At 65.3% G+C, this 25044-nt stretch carries 26 protein-coding genes; 13 read left to right on the plus strand and 13 right to left on the minus strand.

Annotated features, from left to right (window positions below; genetic code table 11):
* Positions 1–27 precede the first annotated feature (27 nt).
* Together IB258_RS16305 and IB258_RS16310 are read right to left on the minus strand one after the other, a co-directional pair.
* A complete protein-coding gene (locus IB258_RS16305; protein ID WP_192352899.1) occupies positions 28–972 on the minus strand; it encodes a DUF4880 domain-containing protein in 945 nt (314 codons plus the stop codon).
* Positions 969–1469: a sigma-70 family RNA polymerase sigma factor gene (locus IB258_RS16310; protein WP_054455669.1), complete on the minus strand. Its 501-nt coding sequence runs from the start codon at positions 1467–1469 to the stop codon at positions 969–971. Before IB258_RS16310 ends, IB258_RS16305 begins: the two co-directional genes overlap by 4 nt.
* A 222-nt stretch (positions 1470–1691) precedes the next feature.
* Between IB258_RS16310 and IB258_RS16315 the strand changes: the two genes are divergently transcribed.
* The 3 genes from IB258_RS16315 (at position 1692) to IB258_RS16325 (ending at position 3334) form a co-directional block, all read left to right on the plus strand.
* On the plus strand, positions 1692–2354 hold the full coding sequence (locus IB258_RS16315; RefSeq protein WP_175163057.1) for a hypothetical protein: 663 nt from the start codon (positions 1692–1694) through the stop codon (positions 2352–2354).
* A 6-nt stretch (positions 2355–2360) separates the two neighbouring features.
* A complete protein-coding gene (locus IB258_RS16320; protein WP_125471036.1) occupies positions 2361–2858 on the plus strand; it encodes a hypothetical protein in 498 nt (165 codons plus the stop codon).
* 80 nt (positions 2859–2938) lie between these two features.
* A complete protein-coding gene (locus IB258_RS16325) occupies positions 2939–3334 on the plus strand; it encodes a YkvA family protein (protein WP_192330673.1) in 396 nt (131 codons plus the stop codon).
* A 29-nt stretch (positions 3335–3363) separates the two neighbouring features.
* Here IB258_RS16325 and IB258_RS16330 read toward each other — a convergent pair whose 3' ends face one another.
* Positions 3364–4074 (minus strand): hypothetical protein, encoded by a 711-nt coding sequence (locus tag IB258_RS16330; protein WP_192352900.1) that lies wholly within the window; start codon positions 4072–4074, stop codon positions 3364–3366.
* A gap of 126 nt (positions 4075–4200) precedes the next feature.
* Between IB258_RS16330 and IB258_RS16335 the strand changes: the two genes are divergently transcribed.
* Positions 4201–4746 carry a DUF2846 domain-containing protein gene (locus tag IB258_RS16335; protein ID WP_225590423.1) on the plus strand — a complete coding sequence of 182 codons (546 nt, stop codon included), beginning with the start codon at positions 4201–4203 and terminating at the stop codon, positions 4744–4746.
* A 388-nt stretch (positions 4747–5134) separates the two neighbouring features.
* Here IB258_RS16335 and IB258_RS16340 read toward each other — a convergent pair whose 3' ends face one another.
* From IB258_RS16340 to IB258_RS16350, 3 genes are all read right to left on the minus strand, one after another.
* Entirely contained in the window at positions 5135–5620 is a 486-nt protein-coding gene (locus tag IB258_RS16340; protein WP_225590424.1) for a hypothetical protein, read from the minus strand.
* A gap of 60 nt (positions 5621–5680) precedes the next feature.
* Positions 5681–6256 carry an isochorismatase family cysteine hydrolase gene (locus tag IB258_RS16345; protein ID WP_192330669.1) on the minus strand — a complete coding sequence of 192 codons (576 nt, stop codon included), beginning with the start codon at positions 6254–6256 and terminating at the stop codon, positions 5681–5683.
* A 202-nt stretch (positions 6257–6458) separates the two neighbouring features.
* Positions 6459–7583 (minus strand): agmatine deiminase family protein, encoded by a 1125-nt coding sequence (locus tag IB258_RS16350; RefSeq protein WP_192352901.1) that lies wholly within the window; start codon positions 7581–7583, stop codon positions 6459–6461.
* A gap of 148 nt (positions 7584–7731) precedes the next feature.
* On the opposite strand from IB258_RS16350, the gene IB258_RS16355 reads away from it, so the two are divergent.
* Together IB258_RS16355 and IB258_RS16360 are read left to right on the plus strand one after the other, a co-directional pair.
* Positions 7732–8610, plus strand: a complete 879-nt coding sequence (locus IB258_RS16355; protein WP_192330665.1) for a LysR substrate-binding domain-containing protein — start codon at positions 7732–7734, stop codon at positions 8608–8610.
* A gap of 90 nt (positions 8611–8700) precedes the next feature.
* Positions 8701–9453 (plus strand): SDR family NAD(P)-dependent oxidoreductase, encoded by a 753-nt coding sequence (locus IB258_RS16360; protein WP_192352902.1) that lies wholly within the window; start codon positions 8701–8703, stop codon positions 9451–9453.
* A 72-nt stretch (positions 9454–9525) separates the two neighbouring features.
* Here the strand turns inward: IB258_RS16360 and IB258_RS16365 are convergent, their stop codons facing one another.
* From IB258_RS16365 to IB258_RS16380, 4 genes are all read right to left on the minus strand, one after another.
* Positions 9526–10419 (minus strand): hypothetical protein, encoded by an 894-nt coding sequence (locus tag IB258_RS16365; protein WP_192352903.1) that lies wholly within the window; start codon positions 10417–10419, stop codon positions 9526–9528.
* Positions 10420–10714: 295 nt separating this feature from the next.
* A complete protein-coding gene (locus IB258_RS16370; protein WP_054455637.1) occupies positions 10715–13141 on the minus strand; it encodes a TonB-dependent siderophore receptor in 2427 nt (808 codons plus the stop codon).
* Between the two features lie 100 nt (positions 13142–13241).
* Entirely contained in the window at positions 13242–14258 is a 1017-nt protein-coding gene (locus IB258_RS16375; protein WP_192352904.1) for a FecR domain-containing protein, read from the minus strand.
* The gene (locus IB258_RS16380) at positions 14255–14800 is read right to left on the minus strand and encodes an RNA polymerase sigma factor (RefSeq protein ID WP_054455634.1); all 546 of its coding nucleotides are present in this window, start codon (positions 14798–14800) and stop codon (positions 14255–14257) included. Before IB258_RS16380 ends, IB258_RS16375 begins: the two co-directional genes overlap by 4 nt.
* 312 nt (positions 14801–15112) lie before the next feature.
* Here IB258_RS16380 and IB258_RS30385 point away from each other — a divergent pair, with 312 nt between their 5' ends.
* From IB258_RS30385 to IB258_RS16415, 7 genes are all read left to right on the plus strand, one after another.
* A complete protein-coding gene (locus tag IB258_RS30385) occupies positions 15113–15316 on the plus strand; it encodes an addiction module toxin RelE (protein WP_225589258.1) in 204 nt (67 codons plus the stop codon).
* Positions 15317–15449: 133 nt separating this feature from the next.
* Positions 15450–15764 (plus strand): DNA-binding transcriptional regulator, encoded by a 315-nt coding sequence (locus tag IB258_RS16390; protein ID WP_192352905.1) that lies wholly within the window; start codon positions 15450–15452, stop codon positions 15762–15764.
* A gap of 325 nt (positions 15765–16089) precedes the next feature.
* A complete protein-coding gene (locus tag IB258_RS16395) occupies positions 16090–17061 on the plus strand; it encodes a LysR family transcriptional regulator (RefSeq protein ID WP_059376590.1) in 972 nt (323 codons plus the stop codon).
* Between the two features lie 101 nt (positions 17062–17162).
* The gene (locus tag IB258_RS16400; RefSeq protein WP_192352906.1) at positions 17163–18164 is read left to right on the plus strand and encodes an ABC transporter substrate-binding protein; all 1002 of its coding nucleotides are present in this window, start codon (positions 17163–17165) and stop codon (positions 18162–18164) included.
* Positions 18165–18236: 72 nt separating this feature from the next.
* Entirely contained in the window at positions 18237–19007 is a 771-nt protein-coding gene (locus IB258_RS16405) for an ABC transporter permease (RefSeq protein ID WP_059376592.1), read from the plus strand.
* 20 nt (positions 19008–19027) lie between these two features.
* Entirely contained in the window at positions 19028–19798 is a 771-nt protein-coding gene (locus IB258_RS16410; protein WP_370539838.1) for an ABC transporter ATP-binding protein, read from the plus strand.
* A 27-nt stretch (positions 19799–19825) separates the two neighbouring features.
* Complete coding sequence (locus IB258_RS16415) at positions 19826–21142, plus strand: FAD-binding oxidoreductase (RefSeq protein WP_192352907.1); 1317 nt, start codon at positions 19826–19828, stop codon at positions 21140–21142.
* Between the two features lie 31 nt (positions 21143–21173).
* Here the strand turns inward: IB258_RS16415 and IB258_RS16420 are convergent, their stop codons facing one another.
* The 3 genes from IB258_RS16420 to IB258_RS16430 all read right to left on the minus strand — a co-directional run bounded on the left by IB258_RS16420 (position 21174) and on the right by IB258_RS16430 (position 25030).
* Complete coding sequence (locus IB258_RS16420) at positions 21174–22394, minus strand: MFS transporter (RefSeq protein WP_192352908.1); 1221 nt, start codon at positions 22392–22394, stop codon at positions 21174–21176.
* A gap of 107 nt (positions 22395–22501) precedes the next feature.
* Positions 22502–22921 carry a VOC family protein gene (locus IB258_RS16425; RefSeq protein ID WP_225589257.1) on the minus strand — a complete coding sequence of 140 codons (420 nt, stop codon included), beginning with the start codon at positions 22919–22921 and terminating at the stop codon, positions 22502–22504.
* A gap of 84 nt (positions 22922–23005) precedes the next feature.
* Positions 23006–25030 (minus strand): acetyl/propionyl/methylcrotonyl-CoA carboxylase subunit alpha, encoded by a 2025-nt coding sequence (locus IB258_RS16430; protein WP_192330659.1) that lies wholly within the window; start codon positions 25028–25030, stop codon positions 23006–23008.
* Between the last annotated feature and the right edge of the window lie 14 nt (positions 25031–25044).

The following is a 25044-nucleotide window of genomic DNA, read 5'->3' on the forward strand; positions in this document are numbered from 1 at the left end:
AAAAAACACCTGGCGCAGAAAAAATTTTCAGGCGAGGTCGATCATGACGTACCAACTGCTCAGCCGTTGCAGCCGGATGGGCAGGGTATGCGTGAGCGCCGCCAGGGCGCGGTCGCTATCGTCCAGCGGGAACAGGCCGGTGACGCGCAGGCGGGACGCCTGGGGTGAGGCCCGCAGCCAACCCGGTCGATACCGGGCCAGGGCATCGACCACGGTCTGCAAGGGTTCGTCATGGACTTCAAGCTCGCCGTTGCTCCAGGCGGCGGCGTACTCTTGGTTGTCCTGCACCGCATCGATCTGCTGCGCGTCGAACCAGACGCTCTGGCCAGGCGCCAATTGCCGGCGGATACCTGCAAGTGTGGAGACCTCCGCCGCTCCGCGCAGTGCCAGGCAGAAGCTGCGTTCGGACGCGCAGCGCACCATGGCGCGGCCTTGGGCGAGGCGGACTTCGCCATGGGGCAGACGTACTTGCAGCCCCTGGCCTGCCGCCACCTCAAAGATGGCGGCACCAGAAGACACGTGTACGCCGTGCTGCCCGTCCAGCGTTGCGGCGCTGCGCGCGTCCAGTTCCATCATGTTGCCGTCAGGCAAGGCCACGCGCCGGCGTTCACCGGTGTGGGTCACATAGCCCGCCGTCAGATGCCGCAGCGGCACATAGCGGTCCGCGACACCGGCGCCGAGCAGCACGGTCCCGCCCGCCAGGACGAGCTTGCCCAGCCTGCGGCGCTGCGCGAGTTGCGGCCCGACCAGCGAACGCCGCAGCGGGTTGCCGTCGGCCAGCAGTCCGGGCCGCAGGCGATGCAGCGTGCCGTCCAATGCCGAGTTCAGCCGCTGCCAGGCCGCGCCGTGGCTCGGGCTTTCGGCCAACCACCGGTCGAAGGCCTTGCGGTCGGCATCGCTGGCCTGACCGCTGGACAGACAGACCTGCCATTCGATAGCCGCTTCGCGGCTGCGTATATCCAGGGGCGTCATACGCCAAACACCTCGCAGCAGCGGCGCAGGGCCTGGACGATGTACTTGCGCACCATGGTGGGAGAAACCTTCAGCCGTGCGGCGATTTCCACATGCGTCATGCCGTCGAGCTGGCTGTAGAGAAAAGCCATCCTGGCCTTGGAAGAAAGACCGTCCAGCGCCGTGTCGAGCGCCTGCAAGGACTGCAGGGTCTGTACCCGCTCTTCGGCCGAGGGCTCCAGGGGTTCCGGCTGCAGGCGCAGCATCTCCAGCCACGCTTGCTCGAGTTCACGCCGGCGCCACAGCCGCCATGTGATGCGCCGCGCGATGGTGATGAGCATCGCGCGGGGTTCATTCAATTGCTCCAGCGCAGGAAGGCAGAGCAACTGGGTGAAGGTCTCGCCTGCGACATCCTCGGCATCCTCGCGATTGCGCAGGCCGTTCTGGAGGCGGCGCTCCAGCCAGGGATGGTCGCTCTTGTAGATGGTGGAAAAGCAGGTGTCACGCGTTGAGTCCACGGCTTGTGCTGTGAATAAATGGGAATCGTTATCAATTATGGCATGATGGGTTCGGGAAAGCCAAAGGGGATGGAGACTTCATCGTCACCCGCTCCACCGGCAGAGCCCATTTTGGATCTCTCCTGATGGATTAATCCTCGTTCAGACCGCGCGGGATCGTTATTAAATGTGCGGCAAGCTTCACTATCCCGTTCAGGTGGTTGAATAAAGCGAGGTGTACCCATGCCACACTCTCGATTCATCCAGCATGCTCTGGCTGCCATTGGAGCTTCGTTCATCGCGCTGGGCGCCACAGCCCAAGCGCAAGGCACCGGCCAGAACGTTCCAACCACCGCGCCGCTTGCGCCGGCGAAATACTGCGAATGCCGCTTCTCATCCGGGCAATACGAGGCCTATAGCGTCAACGGGACCTGCACCGTCCAGCGCTATGCCGGCGGACGCAAGTGCGAATACGGCTTCTCGGGTATCGGGGCCAATCCGGCGGTTCTTACTTCCATCCTTGGACAGGACGCGTACCAAGCGCAGTTGCAATCCGCGGCGCAGATCTTCCCCCGCTATCTGGCGTTTGCGCAGTCGGGAGACACGTCGGCCTTGAGCGAGAGCGGTTTTATCGAGAGCGCCCTGCCGGTCCTGGCGCGAGGCAGCTTGTTTCGACAGGCCGTCGTCATCGCGGAGTTGCCCGTCAAACAGATCGACAACGAGATCGTTGTTTTCTCCAGGAAATACAGCAACGTCATAGCGGAAGTATTCCAAGGAAAAAGGCCGCCGCTTTCGGTGACGTGGACGGAAGGCTTTCAGTTTGAGATCGGGCGAGGCTATGTGCTGATGGACTACAAGCAAGCGTCGCAATTGCTGGTGCTTTTCTTCTCTGATGCGAAGAGGTGATCGGCCATGGATCTCACCTGCATGCGAGAACTTCCCGGATTGGATTGGGCCGTGCTGCTTGTTGCCGTCGTGGTGGCCCTGATCTTGTTCGTGCTGGGGATCTACTTGTTGCTTCGACCCAGACCCTCCCCTACGCCAAACACCAAGCATGAGGTGGAAACGACCATCGACAAATATGGTTTGAAAGGGCCTGCCGGCGTGTTCTTGATACTTCTCTCCATCGCCTTGGTTGGAGGGCTTTACTGGCAGTTGAACAACAGGTTCCCCGCCAACGCGGAAGAATTCTCAGGGGCGCCTCGCACACTCGGTTCCATCGCCGAAGGGTTACGCCGGAACTCCAGCGCCGATATCCTGTTGAAGGGAGGAGCCGAGACCGTGGTGATCTCTCAACCGGTCAGCGGCGCCTGCTGGTCCGCGCTGGTGGACAAGCTGTGCACGGCGTATCGGGATACGTTGACGTGCAGCCGGGATGGCAATCGGATTGTCATCGACCGCAAGCCCTGAAGCAGCGCGCCGTATGAGCGGAAAAGGTGTGTCAGACTACGTCCATTCACGGCTATTGGGTGCGAGCACCCGCTTTCCGCATGACCCTCAGCGACCGCCTGAAAGCCTGGGCCAAGCGCATCAAGCGCGATGGCCTGACGCTATGGTTTGCCGGCAAGCACGCCCGCACGCCCTGGTACGCCAAGGCGCTCGGTGTATTCGTTGTGGCATACGCGCTCAGCCCCATCGACCTGATCCCCGACTTCATCCCCGTGCTGGGTTACATCGACGACGTGCTGTTGTTGCCCGGCCTGATCTGGCTGGCCATCAAGCTGTTGCCGGCCGACGTGCTGCAGGAATGCAGGGTTCAGGCGGACGCCTGGATGCAGTCGCAGGGCAAGAAGCCGCGTAGTGTGGCGGGCGCGGTGATGATCGTGGCGCTATGGCTGGGGATAAGTCTTGCGGCGTGGTTCTGGCTTGCGCCGTATTTTCGGTAGCGCCCGCACCGGCGGGCTTGCGCGCAGAACTACGCCGAACCTTCTTCCACGAACCCCAAGGTCCTGAGTTCCGCGATCGCGCCCTTTTCCTCGTCCCGTCGCGCCTTGGGCGCGGCCAGCGAGGCGGTCAGCAGCATGGACCGGGCGGGCGAGCTATCAAAGCCATGCAGCACGCTGGCGATGCCCGGGAACGCCTGGACGAAATCCGCTCCCAGCGCGTCATACCCCGGATAACGCCCCTGCTTGTCCACGATGACCTGCGTCTGCGGATCGCGCCGGATCAGGTGCAGCGGCACGCCTTCGCAGCGCAGGCCCAACAGCTTGGCTTCGCTGATATCCAAGGCCCAATCCGTCTCGGCGTAGAAGGCGGCGCGCGCGGTTGCGAACTGATCGAGGATGCGCTCGTCCTTGCAGAACGCGGTGGGCGTCAGGTTTAGATTGAGCTTGCCGATCTTGCCCGCCAGTTTGACCCGGCGAAAGAACGAGGCCCACACCAGCAGGATGGGGTTGGTGGACAAGTCCTCGATCAGCACGTCTTCAAACATGCAGGGGTGGATCATCGAGTTGACCGCGCGGCATTTGGAAACGCGCACGTTCTGCACGCGCGACATGCGCTGTGGGGTCTTGACCATGGAAAGGGCGCCGTTGTCGAAGGTGCAGTCGTGGAAGTGCAGATCGCTGAAGTGCGAGTTGCCCTTGTCATACGCCATCAGGAAGGTAGCGCCTTCGGTTTTGTTCATGGACGAGGAGATGTCAGGCTGCGATGTCGCCGGGGAGTCATAGTCTGCCATTTCTAATCCCGGAACAGCAGCATTTCCTACTGTCAGATAGCTTATTTGGTATTCATGTGACATTATTAGAATCTCTTGGATACATTTACCCGTTCCCCTGCGGAGGGCAGGAAGCGGCAGATAACTAAGCTGAAGAAGATGAATCACATGAATAAAAAGATGTTGAAGTTGGCGGCCGCTGCCGCTTGCGTAATGACGGTCGCGGGATGCGCCAATGTGCCGATGGCGCCAGCGGAACAAAACAAGCAGGCCAAATCGTTCCCGGCGCCGGACGAAGGAAAGTCCGGCCTGTATGTCTACCGGGATAGCTTTGTGGGCAAGGCGTTGAAGAAGGACGTGTACGTCAACGGCAAGTGCCTGGGTGAAACCGCCGACCGCGTGTTCTTCTACACGCAGGTCGCCGGCAACGAGCAGCACAAAGTCTCCACCGAGTCGGAGTTTTCGCCGAACGACCTGATGGTGATGATGGAGGCGGGCAAGAATTACTTCGTGCGCCAATTCATCAAAATGGGCGTATTTGTGGGTGGCGCCGGCGTGGAGCAGGTAACGGAAGAGGAAGGTCAGCGGGTGATCTCCAAGTCCGAAGTGAACCTGGCGGCCGAAGGCCGTTGCACGGGCTGATCGCGGTCCGCTCCCGCCGCTGTTCTTGCCTACTTGCAATGGAAATGACGATGCGTCTTGGTCTGTTGTTGGCGGCCTTGCTGTTTGCCGCGACGGCCCATTCGGCGAACTATCCTTGCTCCGGAAAGAAGGGCGGCGTGGAACGTTGCGTCGGAGAACAGTTCTTGTGTCGCGACGGTTCGATCAGCGCATCGAAACGCGTGTGCTCAAGTCCGGATTCCAGCGCACAGCCACTTGTTTCCAAGCCCTCGGCTTCCGGCTCGAATGGCGCATGCAGCTGCCGTGATGGCCAATACTGCACCGGGCCGCGGGGCGGAACGTTCTGCTACACCGATAGCGGAAAGAAGTCCTATCTCAGGAAGTAAGCGCCGCGCTGCTTGAGGCAGTCTCAATAGCTGCCCGCAAGCAGCACGTCCGCCAAATACGCGCTGATATCCGGCGTCTCTCGCAGCGCATGCCGCATCCACGCGCCGCGCTCATGCGCGGTCACTTCCAGCTCCCACACGCAGGCAATGAACGGTCCCTGCACGGGTTGAAACTGTTCGGGCCGATCCAGCGGCGCGGAGTACATCTGTTGGCACAGGATGCCGCCGGATATCCACCAGTCAGCCAGCAGCCAGACCGCTTCTTCGCCCACGTGCACGATGCAGAAGCCCAAGCCCGTGGCGCGCGGATCGCTGGCGGCGTCTCGCAACGCGGCCATTGCGGTCTTGCGCGCGGCTGCGGCCACTTCAGCGGACAGCAGCGCAACGGCTGGATCGGGATTGCGTTGTATCGCGTAGGCCTTGATGGCCAGGCCGTCTTCGCGCCATTGTTCGATGAACGCCATGCGGCGCGGTGCGTAAGGTTCTGCAGGAATCGTTTGGAAAGACATGATGGGCAGCGAGGGTGAACCCGTCGGGGTCATGGAGGCAGGTATTCTTCCAGCAGTCCGCTAGCCCAGCAAGGACAAGGCATCGTCCAGCGACAGCACGGTGGTGCGCGATTCAAACGCCGTCGCAAACAAATGCTCATGCACGATCGGGTCCGGGTCGTAGCAGCAGTCCTTGACCGTCAGCAGGCGGTAGTCCGCGTCGCTGGCATGCGCAATCGATGACAGCATCACGCCGGTGGACGCGACGCCGGCCATGATCAGCGTGTCTATGCTCTGCGCGGAAAGCCGCACTTGCAGGTCGGTGCCGAAGAACACGCTGGCGCGGTGGGCGATGATGATGGGCTCGTCTTCGCGGCGGTCGAGTTCCGGCGAGATGCGGTCGTGGACGAAGCGGCCCAGTTGCTTGATGCCCTGCCCGTTCTTGTTCAAGGGGCTGACTTCAGGATAGCCAGGGCTGAAATGGATCTTGGCGAAATAGACGCTGACGCCGGCGCGCCGCGCGGCGTCGCAGAGTTGCCGCGTGTTGCTGAGCAAGGCGGGGGCGACCGACGGAAACAGTTCCATGATGTCGGTCTGGTAGTGCATGACCAGCAAGGCGGTACGCGCCGGAATGATGGCCGGGGTCTGGGTGTTCATGCTCCGCTCCGCAAAGGGTTTGCCATGCGCGCCTTGCGGGTCGGCCTGCTGCCTGGGCGGCCCGCAATGGTGTGACGCTTGGCGAGGTGATGGGGTGCGACAGGAAGGACGAACGACTCTACCACGGCGGCCATGGCACAACTGCGCATGGAAAGCGGGTGGAGGTTCTGGCGCCGCGCGATCCCTCGCGCGAGCCCGGGCATTACGCCACCGGCAACTGATTCGTCACGCAATGAATCCCGCCGCCGCCTGACGCAATGGCGTCGATATCCAGTTGCACCACCTTGCGCCCCGGATACAAACGCGCCAGCAGGTCGCGCGCCTTCGCGTCCGCTTCCGCATCGCCGAATTCCGGCGCGATGACGGCGCCATTGATGACGAAGTAGTTGATGTAGCCGGCCGCGAAGTCGGAGTTGTCGCGCAGGAACTTGCTGCGCCGGGGCTTGAGCGGCGGGCTCATGGTGTGGATTTCCAGCGGCTTGCCGTCGGCATCCGTTGCGCGCCGGAGGATCTCCAGATGCTTGCGGGTCAGCGCGTAGTCGTAGGACTCGGGGTCCATGTCGAGGTTGGCGACGACGACGCCGGGCCGGGCGAAGCGGGCGTAGAAATCGACATGGGCGTCGGTGATGTCCTTACCCTTGATGCCGGGCAGCCAGATGATCTTGCGCAGGCCCAGGCAGCGCTTCAGTTCCTCTTCGACTTCCGCCTTGCTCCAGCCGGGGTTGCGGTTGGAATTGATCCAGCTGCTTTCGGTCATGATGCCGGTGCCGCGGCCGTCGACTTCGATGCCGCCGCCTTCGCCGACCAGTTCGCTTTGCAGGTATTCGGTGTCGGTGACCTCGGTGGTTTCAGCGGCGATCTTGGCGTCGGCGGTGTGGCGCTGCTTGTTGCCCCAGCCGTTGAAGTTGAAGTCCACGCCGGTGGCCGCGCCCCGCCCGTCGAGCACGAAGTTGGCGCCGATGTCGCGCATCCAGATGTCATCCAGGCGGGTTTCGACGAAGCTGACGTTGTCGGCGCCGCAATGGCGTTCGGCCAGGCTGCGTTCGCGGGCGCGGCAGAACACGGTGAGGGGCTGGTGGGCGGCGATGGCGCGGGCGATGCGGCCGAGCGCGGCCTGGACGTCGGCGGTGAAGTCTTCCCAGATGGCGTCCTGGGCGCCGAAGGCGATGAAGGCGCGGGCCTGGGGCGCGCCTTCGTCGGGCATGTGCCACCGGGGCGCTGGCGCCGCCCGTGCGCCGGGGGCGAGCAGACCCAGGCCCAGCGAGGCGGCGGCCTGGACGCCCATGAGCGTGGCGGTGTGTTGGATGAGTTGGCGGCGGGTGGGCACGTCGGGCTCCTGGGATTCTGGAAGATCGATAAAAAATGGTTATGTTTGAGTCAAAGGTGCGCACCTCTTGAATTGCAGTGTATTTCCCGCCTGGCCGCGCGGACTAGCGATATATTTAGTGGAATTCTGATTAGCAGGGCTTATTGATATGCTCAAGCAATGGCCTCCCCTGAACGTGCTGCGCGGCTTCGAGGCGGCCGCCCGCCTGGGCAGTTTCCATAAGGCGGCCGACGAGCTGCACCTGACGCAGTCGGCGATCAGCCAGCAGGTGCGCAGCCTGGAGGACTATCTGGGCCAGCCGCTGTTTTTCCGCCAGGGGCGCGCGGTGTCGTTGACGGATGCGGGCTGGGATCTGCTGGGCACGACGCAGGCCATGCTGCAGCAGTTGGCAGCCGGCATCCGCAGGCTGGACCAGTACCGCAAGCCGAACCAGCTGATCGTGAACACCAGTCCGGCGTTTTCGCGGCACTGGCTGCTGCCCAGGCTGGAAGCCTTCCGCACCCTGCATCCCGAGGCGGACCTGTGGCTGTACACCAGCGATGCCGCGCCGGACATGGCCAAACAGACCATAGACATCGCGCTGCGCGACGACCTGGGCCCACAGGCCGATTGCGCGTTCCGCGTGCTGGTCGAGGACCGCATGTATCCAGCCTGCCACCCTCGCCTGTTGGCGGCCGAGACGCGCGCCACGCTGCATGGCGAACGCGAGATGGATTGGAGCCATTGGGAAACGCAAGGCGGCGCCGACGTGGGCCAGCGCGGCCAGGGCATGAATTTTTCCGACCCTGGCCTGTTGCTGGATGCGGCGCGCGAGGGCCTGGGCATGGCGCTGGTCAGCAGCTTGCTGGCCGACCGCTCGCGCCGCGATGGCTCGCTGGCGGCGTTGACGGAGCAGACCGTGCGCGGTCCGAAATGGGCGTTGCTGGTGCATCGGGACAGCGAGGACGATCCGCTGACGCGCGCGTTCTGCGAGTGGGTGTCCGAAGAACTGGACGCGTCGCGCGAGGACGGCGGCGCGGCAGCCTAGGCCTTGTCTCTCAGGTTGCGATTTTCATCACGGTGTTAAGTTGTAGACCCATCGCCACATGCGGCGCATTCCTGAGCAAGAGATTCCTCGATGTTCCATTTGCAATCTACGCGTCCCGTCGCGCTGGTCACGGGCTCTACCTCCGGCATAGGCGAGGCCATTGCCCGCCGCCTGTCGAGGGACGGTTATGCGGTGGTCGTGCATTCACGCCGTTCGGCTGAAGCCGGCCATGCCTTGGCGCGCGAGCTGGGCGATGCTGTCTACGTGCAGGCGGATCTGGCGAACGATGCCGACCGGGTCCGGCTGGTCCGGGAAGCCGTCGGGGCATGGGGGCGGTTGGACTTGCTGGTCAACAACGCTGGAATCAGCCAAGTCATTCCCCATGCGGACCTGGCCGCGGCCACGCCGGACATCTGGCATGCATTGCATGAGGTCAACGTGGTGGCGCCGTTTCGCCTGGTGGCCGAAGCGCAGGCCGCGTTGCAAGCGGCGGCGGCGCATGGCCGGCCGGCTTGCGTGATCAACGTGAGTTCGCACGCGGGTATCCGGCCCAAAGGCGCTTCCATTCCCTATGCGGCGACCAAGGCGGCGCTCAACCATGTGACGCGCTTGCTCGCACTTTCGCTGGCGCCGCATATCCGCGTGAATGCGGTTGCGCCGGGCCTGGTGGACACGCCGATGACGGCTGATTGGACGCAGGCCCAGGCGCTGTGGCGCGACAAGGCGCCGATGCGCCGGGCGGCCAGTCCGGAGGATATCGCGCAGGCGGTCGCCATGCTGGCCGCGTCGGACTATCTGACCGGCGAGATCCTGCTGTCCGATGGTGGCTTGAATCTCACGTAGCAGCACAAGCCGCGCGGGCATCGCAGCCGTTGGGAAGCCGGCTTGCGCGCCCTGCCGGCATCGATGCCGGCCTTACTTCTCCGCGTACTTCTTGCTGGCTGTGTCGTAGGCGTAGACGACGGCATCGCCCGCGCCCAGCTGGCGGGTCTTGTCCGGCCCGGAGATTTCCGTGCCGCTGCGTTTGACGGTCACGCGCGGCATGTCGCTGCCGCCATGCGCGGAGAAGACCAGTTCGCCCGAGCTGGCCACGCAAGGCATGACGTCGCCTTCGGCGCAGGCCGCGCTATTGTCTTCGCCGGTATTGATGCTGCCTACATAGGCCCAGCCCGCGCCTTCGTCCGGACCCGCCGGATTGAAGACCAGCAGCGCGTAGCCGCTGAAGCTGATGCCGTTGTCGAAGCCTTCGGTGGGCACGGCCAGCAGCAGCTTGCCAGCGGGAGTGCGGTATTCCACCGACTTGCGGCGGGTGTCCACGTCTTCCGGTTTTTCGTAGGCGCCGAACTCGCCGACCGAGTGCTTCATGCCGCGGAACTTCCAGGGACGTTCGGGCGTGGCGCCGGTCAGCGTGTACGTGGCTTCGGCCAAGTTGACCTGAGTGCCGGGCCCGACCTCGTCTTCGCCCGGCTTGCCGTAGCGTTCGCGCGTGTCCCAGGTGAAGCCGGTGTAGTAGCGCGTGCCGCCCAGTTCGAAGGCATGGCCGAACCAGAAGGTGGCGATGCTGCCGTTGGCGACTTCGTAGGAATCGGCGCCCTTGCCGTCGATCTGGTAGATGGAATACATCACCGTGGGCACATCGGGCGGTGCAATGGCGGCGGCCTGGGCGGTGGGCGGCAGCGCCGCGGCGCCGGCGGATTCAGCGGCGGTTGCGGCGGGGCTGAACAGCGCGGCCAGGGTGGACGCCAGCAGGCCGGCCATGGCGGTGCGGAGCAAACGGCCAGGGGGGCGGGTTTTCTGAATGGTTTTCATGTGTCGGACATCTTCTTGTCGGCCTCAGGCGGGAAAGCCTTGTGATCGCCTGTCTCTGTCTGTGCGGCGCCATCCTAATCGCCCGTTGCAATCCGCGTCGGACAACAATTTGCCAATTGTGTCGGACTGCAATGCATGGAGCGCCCCTGGCTAGTCTGCCACGGAATCGGCGTTTTGCTCGGGGATCGTAGGATGGGTGTGGCGCAAGAAAGACGTGGCGGACAGAACTGTCCTGCAATGCGTGAAACCCATCGCCCGTTACGGGATGGGGATGGGTTTCGCGCGGCGTTTTCCCTCAGTACGTCGCCCGCAGGTTCAGCATCACGCTGCGCGGCTCGCCGTAGTAGTTCGAACCGTAGGCGGCCCACACGCGCTGGTAATAGACCTTGTCGAACAGGTTGTTCACCGTCAGCGTGCCTTCCAGGTGCTTGTTGAAGCGGTAGCCGGCTTGCGCGGACACGGTGGTGTACGGGCGCTGCTCGAACTTCACCGGACCGTTCAGGCGGTACATGCTGCTGACGCTGCGCACGCCAGCTCCCAGCGACAGGCCTTCGAGCGTGCCGGTGGCGAAGGTGTACTTGGTCCACAGGTTGAAGGTGTGGCGCGGCGTGATGAAGGCGTACTGCTGCGACTTCTGTTCTTCCGTGCCCTTCAGGGTCTTGGTGGTGGTGTAGGCATAGCCGGCGGTGATGTCCCAGCCGGGCGCCGGGCTGCCGCTGATTTCTGCCTCGAAGCCCTGGCTGCGCATCTTGCCCGCAGCCATGGAGAACAGCGGATTATTCGGGTCCGTCATCGAGCGGTTCTCGTCTTCCATGCGGAACAGCGCGGCGTGGCCGTTCAGGCGCTTGTCCAGGAATTCGCCCTTCAGGCCGATCTCGAACTGCTTGCCGGTGCGCGGGTCCAGCAGCTGGCCGTTGACGTCGGTGACGGTCTGCGGCGTGAAGATGCTGGTGTAGCTGGCGTAGGCCGACAACTGCTCGTTCAGGTCCACCACCAGGCCCAGATAGGGCGTGAACTTGCCGTTGATCTTGTCGCTGGTGTTGGTGAACTGGTTGAAGTAGGCGTTGCGGTTCTGCGTGCGGTTTTCCCACCAGGTGAAGCGGCCGCCAGCGATGATGGTGGCCGCGTCGGTCACGCGCAGATTGGTGCGCGCATACAGGCCGTACTGATCGGTCTTGCTGTCGTTGCCGTTGGTGAACTGGTAGTCCGGCTTGGGGATGTTGTTGTTGGGGTGGTAAAGGTTGGTGTCGGCGTTGTCGCCGCCGCCGTAGCGGAAGTTCTTGTGGACGTTGCGGTAGTCGGCGCCCACGGTGAGCTCGTGCTGGCGGCCGAAGGCTTCAAAGGGCGTGGCGACGAAGGCGTCCAGGCCATAGGTCTTCCAGTTGCTGCGGTACTTCCAGCTGACGAGGCAGGTGTCGCCGGTGATCGGGTCCACTGCGCAGTCGGACCAGCCGAACTCGCGGCTGGGCTCGTCCTGTTCGCGGTAGATGCCGCTGACCTTGATGCGTCCGCCATTGGCCAGGCGGTGGTCCACGTCGGCGAAGTACTCGGTGACTTCCTCGGTGATGTGGTTCCAGCTGGGGTCCAGGTTGGTGGAACGGCGCACGTCCAGCAAGCGGCCGTCGGTGTAGCCGGGCAGGCCGAAGAAGGGGCGGCCCTTGTATTGCTGGTAGGTGGCGCCGGCGGTCAGGACGGTGTCGGGCGTCAGGTCGAAGCTCAGGGTGCCGTAGAACAGCGGCTTCTCGGTGTACACGCCGTCGACGAAGGATTTGCGGTCGTCATAGGACGCCACCAGGCGGCCGCGCAGGCGCCCGTCGCTGTCCAAAGGGCCGGTGATGTCGGCCTCGGTGTAATAGCGGTCCCAGGAGCCCGTCATGACCTGGCCGCTGAAGGCGAATTCCTTCTGCGCGCGCTTGCGCACCAGGTTCACGGTACCGCCGGGATCGCCCGCGCCCTGGTACAGACCCGAAGGTCCGCGCAGCACTTCGATGTGGTCGTAGATGGCCAGTCCGAAGCCCGAGGACAGGTCGTTGCCGGTGCTGGCCGGCGTGTTCACGCCGTCGACCTGGATCGTGTCCAGCGCATAGCCGCGTGAGTAGAAGTTGCCATGGTTGCCGCCGATGCTGCCCGCTTCCACCGTGATGCCGGTGACGGTGCGCATGGCGTCGTCCAGCGTGGTCAGGTTCTGGTCGTCCAGCAGCTGGCGCGTCACCACCGAGACCGATTGCGGGATCTCGCGCAGGCTTTGCGCGTTCTTGCCGATGGTGACGGCGGGGGCGGTGTAGGACCCCGTGCCTTCGGTGACGGTGAGGTCGCGGCCGGTGACCGTCACGGGCGCCAGGGTGGTGGCATCGCCGGTGGATGCGTCGGCCGGCCGCCGCACCACGAAGCCCGAGCCGCTCTGCACGGCCACCAGGCCGCTGCGCGCCAGCAGGCGGTTCAACGCGACCTGCGGGGTCATGGAGCCGGATACGGCGGGGGCGTTCAGGCCGGCCACCACGTCGGGGCTGAACAGCACCTGCAGCTGCGCCTGCCGGCCCAACGCCACCAGCGCGTCGGCCAGGCTGCCGGCGGGCAGGTCGAAGCTTTGCGCGACGGCGCTTTGCGCATGGGCCGCGGATGGCGCCAGCGCCTGGACCGCCAGCGCGGCGCTCATGGACAGCGCGCACAGCAGCGCGTAACGGCCGGCGCTCAGCCGACGATGAAAATGGCGTTGCGCCATGGACTTTCCCCAGTCTGGAAGTGGATCTTCAACTGGGGAAGACGCGCCAGCCGCCAAAACCCGAACCTGTCTAATTAAAAATAATTCTTAATTCTTGTCTTCAGCGGCTGCCGATCACCGCGGCGCCGTCCGGCCGCCGGTTTACCGTCACCGGCAACAGGCCGGGCAGCATGTCCAGGACGGCGTCCGGCTGGCGCAGATCCAGCGTGCCGGACAGGCGCAAGCCCCGGGCGCGCTCGTCGGCGAAGCGCAGCGGCGTGTCGCGGTACAGGGCCAGATAGCCGGCCAGCTGCTGCAAGGTGGCGTCGTGCATCACCGCCACGCCGCCCTGCCAGGCGCCGATCTCGCTGGCGGGCACCTGCTGGCGGCGCAACAGCCGCGCGTCGGCGCGCGACAGCAGCACCGTGTCGCCGGCCTGAAGCGTCTGCGCGGCGGGCGCGTTGGCGCCTTGGGCGTTCAGTCTGACTTCGCCGCTGCGCACGCCGACCTGCAGCACGTCGGGCAGCAGCAGCACGTTGAACTCGGTGCCGATGTCGCGCAGTTCCGCGTCGCCCGCGGCCACGATCAGCGGCCGGCGGTCGGGGGCGGCATCGATGTAGACCTCGCCGCCCTCGACGCGGATATGGCGTTCGGCCATCGTGTAGCGCACGGTCACGCGGGTGCCGACGTTGGCATGCAGCCGGGTGCCGTCGGGCAGGTCCAGGTTGCGGGTCTGGGTGGACGCGTTGACCACGGATTCGTAGCTGATGGGCACGTACTGGTAGGCGGCGGCCGCGATCAGCAGCATCGCGGCCAGCGCACCGCCCCAGCGCAGGAAGGCGGGGCGCCGCGTCGGCGCTGACCACGCGCGGGGCGGGGACTGCGGCCGGCTGCGCGACGGGTTCTGCGTGTGGCTGGCCGGCTGCGAGTGCACCCGCGCGGAGTCCGGGCGCGGCAGCGCCGCCATGTCCTCCCACACCAGCTCGAGCCGCTCGTACTCTCGCCGATGCTCGGCCGAAGCTTGCAGCCAGGACTGGAAAGCTTGTTCGGCGCCGGCGTCGGACGCGCGCTCCCGGCGGCGCATGAACCATGCGCTCGCGGCCTCTTCGACAGCGGACAAAGGTAGGGATCGGGTCATGGCGTTTCGCCGTGGACACGGCGCTTGCAGTGCGCCAGCGCCAGTTGCAGGTGCTTCTCGACCGCTCGCACGCTGATGCCCATGTGGTCGGCGATGTCCTCGCAACGGAGCTCATCATACCGATAAAGCAGGAAGGCCTCGCGCTGGCGCGGCGGCATCTCGTCGATGGCGGCCTGCAGCAGGCGCAGGCGCTGGCTGGCGTCGGCGCGCGCCTCGGGCTGCAGGCCGGCGGGGGCGGCCAGGCCGACTGCCGTGGGCTCGAAACCCTGGTCGTCCAGGCTGGCCACCACATGTTCATCGCGCACGCTCTCGCGGCGCCAATGGTCGCGCAGCAGGTTGCGGGCGATCTCGTACAGATAGGCGCGCGGCTTCTCCGGCGGCGTGGCGCCGTCATGCGCCGCCAGCCATTTGGCGAAGGTCTCCTGCGCCAGGTCCTGGGCGGCCTCGGGCGAACGCTTGAGCTGGCGGTTCAGGAAACCGACCAGCTCCGCGTTCCACGCCTTGTACGCCTCGGCGATCACGCCGAAGAACCGCTCCCCCATGATGCCCCTAGGCTATGTCCGCTGCGCGCTCTGTGAAGCTGGCGCTTAGGCATGGCTTCAATTAAATGATAATGATTCTTATTGTATCAACAATATCGGACGGTGTGCCGAGGTGCCATGGACACCTCCTGCAAGAGATAGCTCGGGTAATTCAGGAAAAGTTGCAAGCATGACGGGGCGGGGGGACACCTCCAGAATAGAGCGATTTGCCTTAGGCGAGCGGCCCACGGCGAACGTTGAACTTCGGGCCGGATAGTCCAGTAACCTGCGTTGCTTCTATACGTTAATTGCGTATAATTTGGTGCGCATGCCATGAAGGCCCTATTCATTGAGTTGCCGGCGTTTCTTCGCTACCGGTCCGACTATCTGGACGACGACGGATTTCGCGGCTTGCAGGAAACCATGATGCAGAACCCGGACGCTGGAGACGTGCTCGAAGGCGCGGGCGGTCTGCAGGCAAGCTGCGCTACGGCGATCCGCGCAGAGGAAAAGGCAAGCGCGGCGGCCTGCGGGTGATCTACTACTGGTGGGATGGGGGCCTGCAGTTCTGGCTGTTTACTTTGTACGACAAGAACGAGGCAGTTGATTTGAGCGCCAAGGAAAAGCTGGCACTCAGGGCCATGCTGAAAGCGGAACTGGAGGCGAGACGATGAAGAAGCGCAATCTATACGGAGAGATCGCCGAGGGTTTCGATGCGATGTCGAATGCGCGCGCGGGCAAGCACACCTTGCGCACCCACGAAGTAGAGTTCAAGCCTGCACCGGATGTGACCGCCGAAGAGCTGCTGGCGCTGCGCGAGCGCCTGCATTTGTCTCGCCAGGTGTTCGCTCGTTACTTGCGGACCAATCCCCGAACGCTCGAAAACTGGGAGCAAGGCCGAGCCAAGCCGAACGCGCAGGCCGCGCTATTGATTCGCCTGGTCGAGAAGTATCCAGACACCGTGGAGCGGCTTGCGGCTGTGTGAGCGTCCTTTGTCTTGCCCTGCATGAAAGCGGATCTGCCGGCTCTCTGATGTAGCAATCCGCGCGTGGCGGTTTAAGGACACGTCCGTCCGCACCCGGCGGCCTGCGGCCCCGGGATCTTCCCTCGCATTGAAAGCGCCCTGTCTCCGGGTGCAGCGTCGCCGTGCCATCTGCGTCGGCCGTGCACCCGTCTTCCCGATGGGCGTCCGCGTTTCCACAACCACCGTTGTTTCACGCTTCCTAATGTCGACTATTAGATTTGCTTAAGTTGCCCGTATTTTTTGACCCGTCAATCCGGCATTCTTAGCATCACTGATAGGAGACACCATGGGCGCACTAAAAAACGATTCCAGCCTGGACATCCGCATGCTGCGCATCTTCGCGGCGGTGGCGGCGGCCGATAGTTTGTCGGCGGCGGCGCAAGCCTTGAACATCACGCAGTCGGCCGTGTCGCAGACGATCTCTCAGATCGAGAGCACGCTGGGCATGCGCGTGCTGGATCGGTCGCGCAGGCCATACCGGCTGACGCCGGCGGGGGTGACCTTGCACCGCCAGTCGCGGCAGATCGTGGATGACGTGGATCGGCTGATTTCGCAGGTGCGCGAGGCGGACCTGATGAACCGGCCGGCCATCCGGATCGGCATGATTGATTCCTTCGCCGCGACCACCGGTCCAGCCATCGTCAAGCGGCTGACGCAGAGCGCCAGCCAGGTGCTGGTGTGGTCCGGGCTGGCCTACGGCCACGCGCAGGCGCTGCTGAACCGGCAGGTCGACATCATCGTCACCACCGACGCCTTGGACGACGTGGACGGGTTGGCGCGGCGCGCCATCCTGACCGAGCCCTTTGCGCTGGTGGTGCCGGCGGCGCGCGCCGACGAGTTTGCGCGCATGGACCTGCGCCAAGTGGCCCAGGCCGCGCCCTTCATACGCTTCAGCGGCCGCTCGCACTTCGGCGCCATGATCGAACGTCATCTGCGCCGCTGCAGCGTGACCGCGCCGCCGTTCCTGGAGATCGACACCAGCGACGTGGTCATGGCGATGATCGCGGCCAATCTGGGCTGGGCGCTGATGACGCCGCTGTGCTTGTTGCAGGGACGTTCGTGGCTGGATCAGGTGGCGGTGTTGCCGCTGCCGGGACCGGGCCTGGCGCGCACGCTGCACCAGGTGTCGCGGCAGGACGAATTCGAGGAGATGGCCGACATGTTCTGGCAGATCAGCCGCAAGGCGCTGGAGACGGAAATCTTCCCGCAGGTAAGCGCGCATTTGCCCTGGCTCGGGCGGCAGATGCGGCTTTGTTGACCCGGCGGGAAACGCCTGGGCAAGACGCCACGCTTTCGCGAGGCGCCGCGCGCAGCCGGTTTTTCGCCGCAGGATAGCCCGACGACAAAAAGGAGAAGGACATGCAGGAGACTAGACGCAGATTCATCCAAGGCGCCGCCCTGAGCGCCGCAGTCTTGGCGCTGCCGATGGCAGGACGGGCCTGGGCCGCGCAAGCGCAGGCCGTACGCTATGGCGGCTCGGCGTGGCTGGGCCACTACCCAGCCTGGCTGGCCATCCAGGCCGGCTACTTCAAGAATGAAGGGCTGGACGTAGGCTGGGAGTCTTTCGGCACGACCTCGGCACGCGTCAGCGCCCTGCTGTCGGGCAATATCGACATGGCGGTCACCGCCGCACCCGCTGCGCTGGCGGTGATGGCGCGGGGTTCGCGCCATTTCGCCATCATCGGCGTGCCTGAGAACTTCGGCCGGGTCGAAGGGTTGATCGTGCGCGACGGCGTGCAAAGCATGCAAGACCTGAAGGGCAAGAAGGTCGGCGTCACGTTCGCCTCCAGCGCGCACCTGCTGGTGCTCAATCTGCTGGACCAGGCGGGCCTGAAGGCGGACAAGGACGTCACCGTGCTGAATGTGCCCGCGCCGGAAATGCCGGCGGCCTTCAAGGCAGGCCAGATCGACGCGGCAGCGGCATGGACGCCGCAGTTCAACGCCATTCGCGCCATGCCGGGCGCGCGCATGCTGGCCGACGATACGCAGTTCTCGCTCTACAAGGAATACGGCGTCACGCCGGGGCCGGACGTGCTGGTTGCGCGCCGCGCATTCCTGGACAAGCACCCCGAAGCCGTCAAGCGCTTCCTCAAGGCGTATTTCCGCGCCAACGAGCAGTTGCGCGCGCAGCCGGACAGCACGGTGGCCGCCTTGACGGAACTGACCAAACTTACCGCTGCCGATCAGCTGGAAATGGTCAAGGGCGCCGATTGGTATGCCGCGTCGGAACAAGGGCCGTTGCTGGCGCCGGGCAGCAAGTACATCGATGGCTTGCAGAAGCTGGCGGAAATGATGGTGCGCTACGGACAGATCGACAAGGCACCAGCTGTACGCGATTGGGTTGATCCCGCCTACCTGTAACTGCGAAGGCGTCCACACCGATACGCCTGCGGGCGCATGCCGCCCGCCCTTCTTTCTGTCAGGAATTGAACGATGAATGCATCAAACCGTCAGCGTCGTCCGGACCTGCTGCTGATCAGCAGCGTGTCCGTGATCGTGCTGCTGCTGTTCTGGGAAGGCGTCTGCCGCCTGCAATGGGTGGATCCGCTATTCCTGCCGCCGCCCTCGTCCGTCTTCGCCCGCCTGGCCGGCATGTGGGAGCAAGGCGCGCTAATGGGCCACATCCTGGCGTCCGCGCGCCGGGTCATGGTGGGCTTTGCCGCCGCCACGGCGCTGGCGATTCCGCTGGGAATTTTCCTGGGCACCTCGCTGCGCGCCCGTGCCGCCTTCGACCCCATCCTGTCCTTCCTGCGGCCGCTGCCCTCGATGAGCTGGATTCCGCTGTCGCTGCTGTGGTTCGGTATTACCGAAACGCAGAAGTACAGCATCGTGTTCATGGGCACCTTCGCGCCGGCGCTGTTGTACGTGATCGAAGCCACGCGCAACATCGACCCACTGCTGATCCGCGCCGCTCGCAACCTGGGCGCCAGCGGTCCGCAAGTGATGCGCATGGTGATCCTGCCGGCCAGCCTGCCGCAGATCTTCAGCGGCTTCAAGGTGATCCTGGGCCTGTCGTGGACCTGCGTCATTTCCGCCGAACTGGTTGCCGCGAAGGAAGGCCTGGGCTTTCTCATCATGAACGGCAAGGAGTTCTTCCAGACCGACACCGTGGTGCTGGGCATGGCGCTCATCAGCGTCACCGTGCTGGTGACCGACGTGGTCTTCCGAGTCATTGAAAACAGGGTGTTGGCATGGTCGCGATAAACCACGAAGCAAACAATACGATGATATCGATCGAAGGCATTTCCAAGTCGTTCGGTTCCTTTCACGCCTTGCAGGGCGTGGACCTGCAGGTCAAGCGCGGCGAGTTCCTGGTGGTGTTGGGCGCGTCGGGTTGCGGCAAGTCCACGCTGCTCAACCTGATCACCGGATTCGAAAAACCCAGCGCCGGACGCATCGTGGTCAATGGCCGCGAAGTGCGCGACGTGGATCCGCACTGCGGCATGGTGTTCCAGCAGTACGCCTTGTTCCCATGGCTGACCGTGGCCGAGAACGTGGCCTTTGGCCTGAAGCTCAAGGGCGTTCCCGCTTCGGAACGTCGCGCGACGGCGCAGAAGTTCATCGAGATGGTGGGGCTGAAGGGCTTCGAGGACGCCTATCCCAAGGCCCTGTCCGGCGGCATGCGCCAGCGCGTGTCCATCGCCCGGGTGCTGGCCAACGATCCCGACGTCATCTTGCTGGACGAACCCTTTGCCGCGCTGGACGCCATGACCCGCCAGGTGCTGCAGGAAGAGTTGACCCGCATTTACGAACGCAGCGGCAAGACCATCATCTTCATCACCCACTCCATCGACGAGGCTCTGCTGCTGTCCAACCGCATGGTCATCATGAGCGCGCGGCCGGGCCGCGTCGCCTGCGACATCCCCAACGATCTCCCCTATCCGCGCAATGCCGACGCGCAGCTTTCGCCGCGCTACATCGAGCTCAAGTCGCAGATCTGGGGCATCGTGCAGAACGAAGTCATGCGCAGCCTGCAGGCGCGCGCAGACCAATGATCCGCCAACCGCAACACTGAACCCATCATGTCTCACCCATCAGGGCAACCGCAGACTTATCCTCAATACCAGAGCGGCTCGGGCTGGAACGCCATGCTGCCCAAGCGCGCGCCACGCGCCGCTGCGCCGCCGCATGCGCGCTTCAAGCACGTGATCATCGGCGCCGGCTACACCGGCCTGGCGGCTGCGCGCCGGCTGGCCGAATTGCAGCCCCAGGAGCGCATCCTGGTGCTGGACGCCACCGCAGCCGGCGAAGGCTCCGCAGGGCGCAATTCCGGCTTTCTGATCAACCTGCCGCACAACACCCGCATGAGCGGCCACCACAGTCCGCTGCAGGTCGCGCGCAAGCAGATCGCGATGTACCAGTCCGGACTGGACTGGCTGGCGGAATTGGCGGAACGGGGCGGATTCGACTGCGGCTGGGATGTCGCGGGCAAGTACCACGCTGCGGCCACGCAGCTTGGCCGCAGCACGCTGAACGCGTCGCTGGCGCAGTACCGCGATTGGGGCGTCGCGTACACCGAATTGGATCGGGACGCCTTGCGAGAACAACTGGGCACCAGCTATTACGAGTTCGGATACCACTCGATGAACAACGTCTTCGTGCAGCCAGCCGCGCTGATACGAGGTCTGGCCGACACGCTCCCTGAAAACGTCTGGCTCATGGAGAACAATCCTGTGCTGGCGGTCGGCGGCGCAGGCCCCTACACGGTGCGCACGCGCGGCGGCGAGTTCATTGCCGACAACGTGGTCCTGGCCAACAATGCCTTCGCGCGCAAGCTGGGTTTCCTGCGCAGCCGCCTCGTCACCATCTTTACCTACGCTGGCGTCACGCCCGTGCTGAGTCCGACGCAGCAGGCGCTGCTGGGCCAGCGCGACCAGTGGGGCGTCATCCCGGCCAATCGCCTGGGCACCACGCTGCGTCGCATCCGCGGCGGCCGCTTCATGGTGCGCAGCGCCTATTCCTATGAAGCCGAGCAGCCCCTGGATCGCATGGAGCAGTTGCTGCGCGATTCGTTCCAGCGCCGCTATCCCGAACTGGCATCGCATGACTTCGAGTACGTCTGGAGCGGATCCACGGCGCTGACGGGCAATGGCGCGTCCTTTGTGGGGCAGGTGCGGCCGGGCCTGTACGCCTCGGTCGGTTGCAACGGCGCGGGCGTGATCAAGGGCACCATCTACGGCAAACTGCTGGCCGAGCAGATCGCGGGCAGGCGCAGCCCGATGCTCGACGACCTGGAAGCGTTCGAACGGCCGAACTGGCTGCCGCCCGATCCGCTGCGGCGGATCGGCGTGATGATCGCGATCGCCAGCCAGGCGAAGAAGGCAGGGCTGGAGCGCTGAGCTGGCCGATGCACGGCGCGGACGCGCCGCGTCAGGACGCGTGGATGGTTTTCAACTTGCGCAGTTCGGGGAACCACCGCATCCACAATCCTGCCACCGCCATGGTGCCTACCCCGCCGATCACCACCGCCGGCACCGCGCCGAACGCCGCGGCCATGACGCCGGATTCGAATTCGCCCAGCTGGTTCGAGGCGCCGATGAATAGCGTGTTCACCGCGCTCACGCGGCCCAGCATATGGTCGGGCGTATTCAGCTGCACCAGGGACGAACGCACCACCACGCTGACCGCGTCCGCCGCGCCCAGCACCACCAGCGCGCCGATGGACAGCGGGATCGAGGTCGACAGGCCGAATACCGTGGTAGCCAGTCCGAACAGGATCAACGCGCCGAACAGCAGCCGGCCCACGTGCTCGCCCAGGCTCAGGCGCGCCAGCGTCAATGACATCAGCGCGGCGCCGCAGGCGGGGGCGGCGCGCAGCGCGCCCAGCGCCCAGGGACCGGCGTTGAGGATGTCCTTGGCGAAGATGGGTAGCAAGGCCGTGGCCCCGCCCAGCAGCACGGCGAACAGGTCCAGCGACAAGGTGCCCAGCAGCAGGCGACGCTGGAAGATGAAGGTGATGCCGGCGAACAGCGTGCGCCAGGTGGTCGGTTCCTTGCGCGGCGGCGCACGTTCGATGACGAGCGTGGCGATGGACGCGAAGGCCGACAGGTACAGGGCCGCTGCCACGCAATAGATCCACCCTGCCCCCAGCCCGTAGCCGACGCCGCCCAGCGAAGGACCCGCGATCTGCGCGATCTGGCCGCCGGAGGACGCTAGCGCGGTCGCGCGCGGCAACCACTCGCGCGGCACCACCGCCGGGATCAGCGTGGCCAGGGTCGGTGCCTCAAAGGCGCGGGCCGAACTCATGATGATGATGGTGGCGTAGATCAGCGTCTTGCCGCCCACGCCATGCAGGGCCGCGATCGCCAGCACCAGCGTGGCCAGCGCTTCCAGCGCCATGCACACCGCCACGATCTTGCGGCGGTCATAGCGGTCGGCCACATGGCCCACCACCAGGGTCAGGACCGCCATGGGCAGGAACTGCGCCAGGCCGATCAGCCCCAGGTCCAGCGCGCTGCCGCTCAGCGCATAGATCTGCCAACCCACCGCGACCGAAACGATCTGAAAGGCCAGCGACGCGCCGATGCGCGCGAACAGGTAATGCAGGAAGGCGGGGCGTTGAAGCGGACTGGGAGAGTCGGGGGCAGGCATGGAGGATGGCGCGATGGGCGCGCGACGGGCGCCGGACCTCGCATTCTAGGGACAAGTCGCTGACGGGAAACTAAGAGCGGCTCATGTGTCCCCGGCGGGGCCCGCCGTCACGCCTTGGGCCAATACGTCCCAAAGCTCCACAAATTGCCTTCCGGATCGCGGCAAGCGAACTCGCGGCTGCCGTAGGCGGTGTCGTAGGGCGGGGTTTCGATGGTGGCGCCGCTGGCCTGGACTTGCGTGTGCAGGGCGTCGGGATCGTCCACGGCCAGATACAGCGCGTCGGTGCGGCGTCCTTGCAGGTCGCCCACCAGCTTGCCGTGGGCGTCGTCGCGGTCCGGGCCCAGCATCAGCATGGAACTGCCATAGGCCAATTCCGCATGTTGCACGGCGCCGTCGTCGCGGTAGACGGCGTGCTCGGTGAACCCCAGCACGCCGGTCAGCCAGCGGATCATCGCATCTGCGTCGCGGCAGCGCAGGGTCGGAAACAGGCGGGGCGCCGCCGATTCGGGTGACTTGGCACTCATCATGGGTACTCCCGTGGATAAGCAGGAGCGCCCATGATGCACCCGCGGGCGGCGCGGAGGATGACGATTTTGTTACTGCGCGCCTGGCTACTCGCCGATGGCGACCAGCTCGGCTCCTTCCGCCACCTGATCGCCCACGCCGTAGAACACTTCCGAGACCTTGCCGTCGGCGGGCGCGGAAATGGTGTGCTCCATCTTCATGGCTTCCATCACCAGCAGCGGCTGGCCCTTTTCCACGGTGTCGCCAGCCTTGACCGAGATCGAGATGATCTTGCCGGGCATGGGAGCCGTAAGGCCGCCGCCGTGTTCGCCCTGGGTGTCCTGCGAATGCGCCAGGGGATCGTAGAGGTCCAGCACGTGCACGCCGCCTTCGCCGAAGACGTGGGCTTTTTCGGCGTGCAGCACGACGGTGCCGGCGCTTTCATGGCCGTCCAGCGTGATGCGCAGGCCATAGGCCAGATTGGGGTTGGCGCTGGCGTGGGCGCGCCACAGGAAGGCTTGCGGGCCCGAGCCGCTGTCCAGGGTCCAGGCGCCACCCTGGCGGGCGACGGTGACGTGGCGGGTCTCGCCGTTGTCCACCCATTGCAGCTGGCGCTGGTAGCGGCCGCCCAGGCGCCAGCCGTCGCGCGCGTCCCAGGGATCAGCAGGCTGCTTGCCGCCGGCGGCGCCCGGCTGCGCCAGGCCCTGGCGCACCAGCACGGCGGCGCAGGCCAGCGCCAGCGTGGCGGGACTGGCGGCTTGGGGTTCGGGCAGCAGCGTGGCGCGCTGGCGTTCGATCAGGCCGGTGTCCAGGTCCGCGGCGGCGAAGGCGCTGTCCTGCATCAGGCGCGACAGGAAGGCCACGTTGGTCTGCACGCCCACGGCCTGCGTCTGGGCCAGGGCCTGCAGCATGCGGGCGCGGGCCTGGTCGCGGTCGGCGCCGTGCACGATCAGCTTGGCGATCATGGGGTCGTAGAACGGCGTGATGGTGTCGCCCATGCGCACGCCGCCGTCGACCCGGATGTCGCCGTTGGCGAACGCGGTGTGCGCCGGCAGCCCCAGGTAGGCCAGCGTGCCGATGGATGGCAGGAAGCCCTTTTCCGGATTCTCGGCGTAGATGCGGGCCTCGATGGCGTGGCCCTGGATGCGCAGGTCTTCCTGGCGCGCGGGCAGCGGCTGGCCGGCGGCCACGCGCAGTTGCCATTCGACCAGGTCGTGGCCCGTGATCATTTCGGTGACCGGGTGCTCGACCTGCAGGCGCGTGTTCATTTCCATGAAGTAGAACCGGCCGTCGGGTTCGGCGATGAACTCCACCGTGCCCGCACCCACGTAGCCCACGGCGCGCGCGGCGGCCACGGCGGCTTCGCCCATGGCGCGGCGGCGCTCTTCGGTCATGCCGGGCGCGGGCGCTTCCTCGATCACCTTCTGGTGGCGGCGCTGAACCGAGCAATCGCGCTCGAACAGGTAGACGCAGTTGCCATGCGTGTCGGCGAACACCTGGATTTCGATGTGGCGCGGCTTCTGCAGATAGCGTTCGATCAGCACGCGGTCGTCGCCGAAGCTGGAGGCGGCCTCGCGCTGGCAGGAGGCCAGGGCGTCGAGGAACGCGCCCGACGATTCGACCACGCGCATGCCCTTGCCGCCGCCGCCGGCGCTGGCCTTGATCAGCACGGGGTAACCGATGGCGTCGGCCTGGGTCTTGAGGAATTGCGGGTCCTGGTTGTCGCCGTGGTAGCCAGGCACCAGCGGCACGCCGGCCTTTTCCATCAACGACTTGGCGGCGGATTTGCTGCCCATGGCGGCGATGGCGGAGGCCGGCGGGCCGACAAAGGCGATGCCGGCTTTTTCGGCGGCTTCGGCAAAGGCTTCGTTCTCGGAGAGGAAGCCGTAGCCGGGGTGGATGGCGCCCGCGCCGGTATCGCGCGCGGCTTGCAGGATGGCGTCGGCGCGCAGGTAGCTGGCGCGCGGCTCGGAGCCGCCGATGTACACGGCCTGGTCGCAGGCGGCGACGTGGCGGGCGTTGGCGTCGGCGTCGGAATACACCGCGACGGTGCGGATGCCCATGCGGCGGGCGGTGGCGGCCACGCGGCAGGCGATTTCACCGCGGTTGGCAATCAGCAAAGTGTCGAACATGGATGTCATCCAGG

The organism is Achromobacter sp. ACM02 (genome assembly GCF_014851605.1).
Lineage (GTDB): Bacteria > Pseudomonadota > Gammaproteobacteria > Burkholderiales > Burkholderiaceae_B > Achromobacter > Achromobacter aegrifaciens.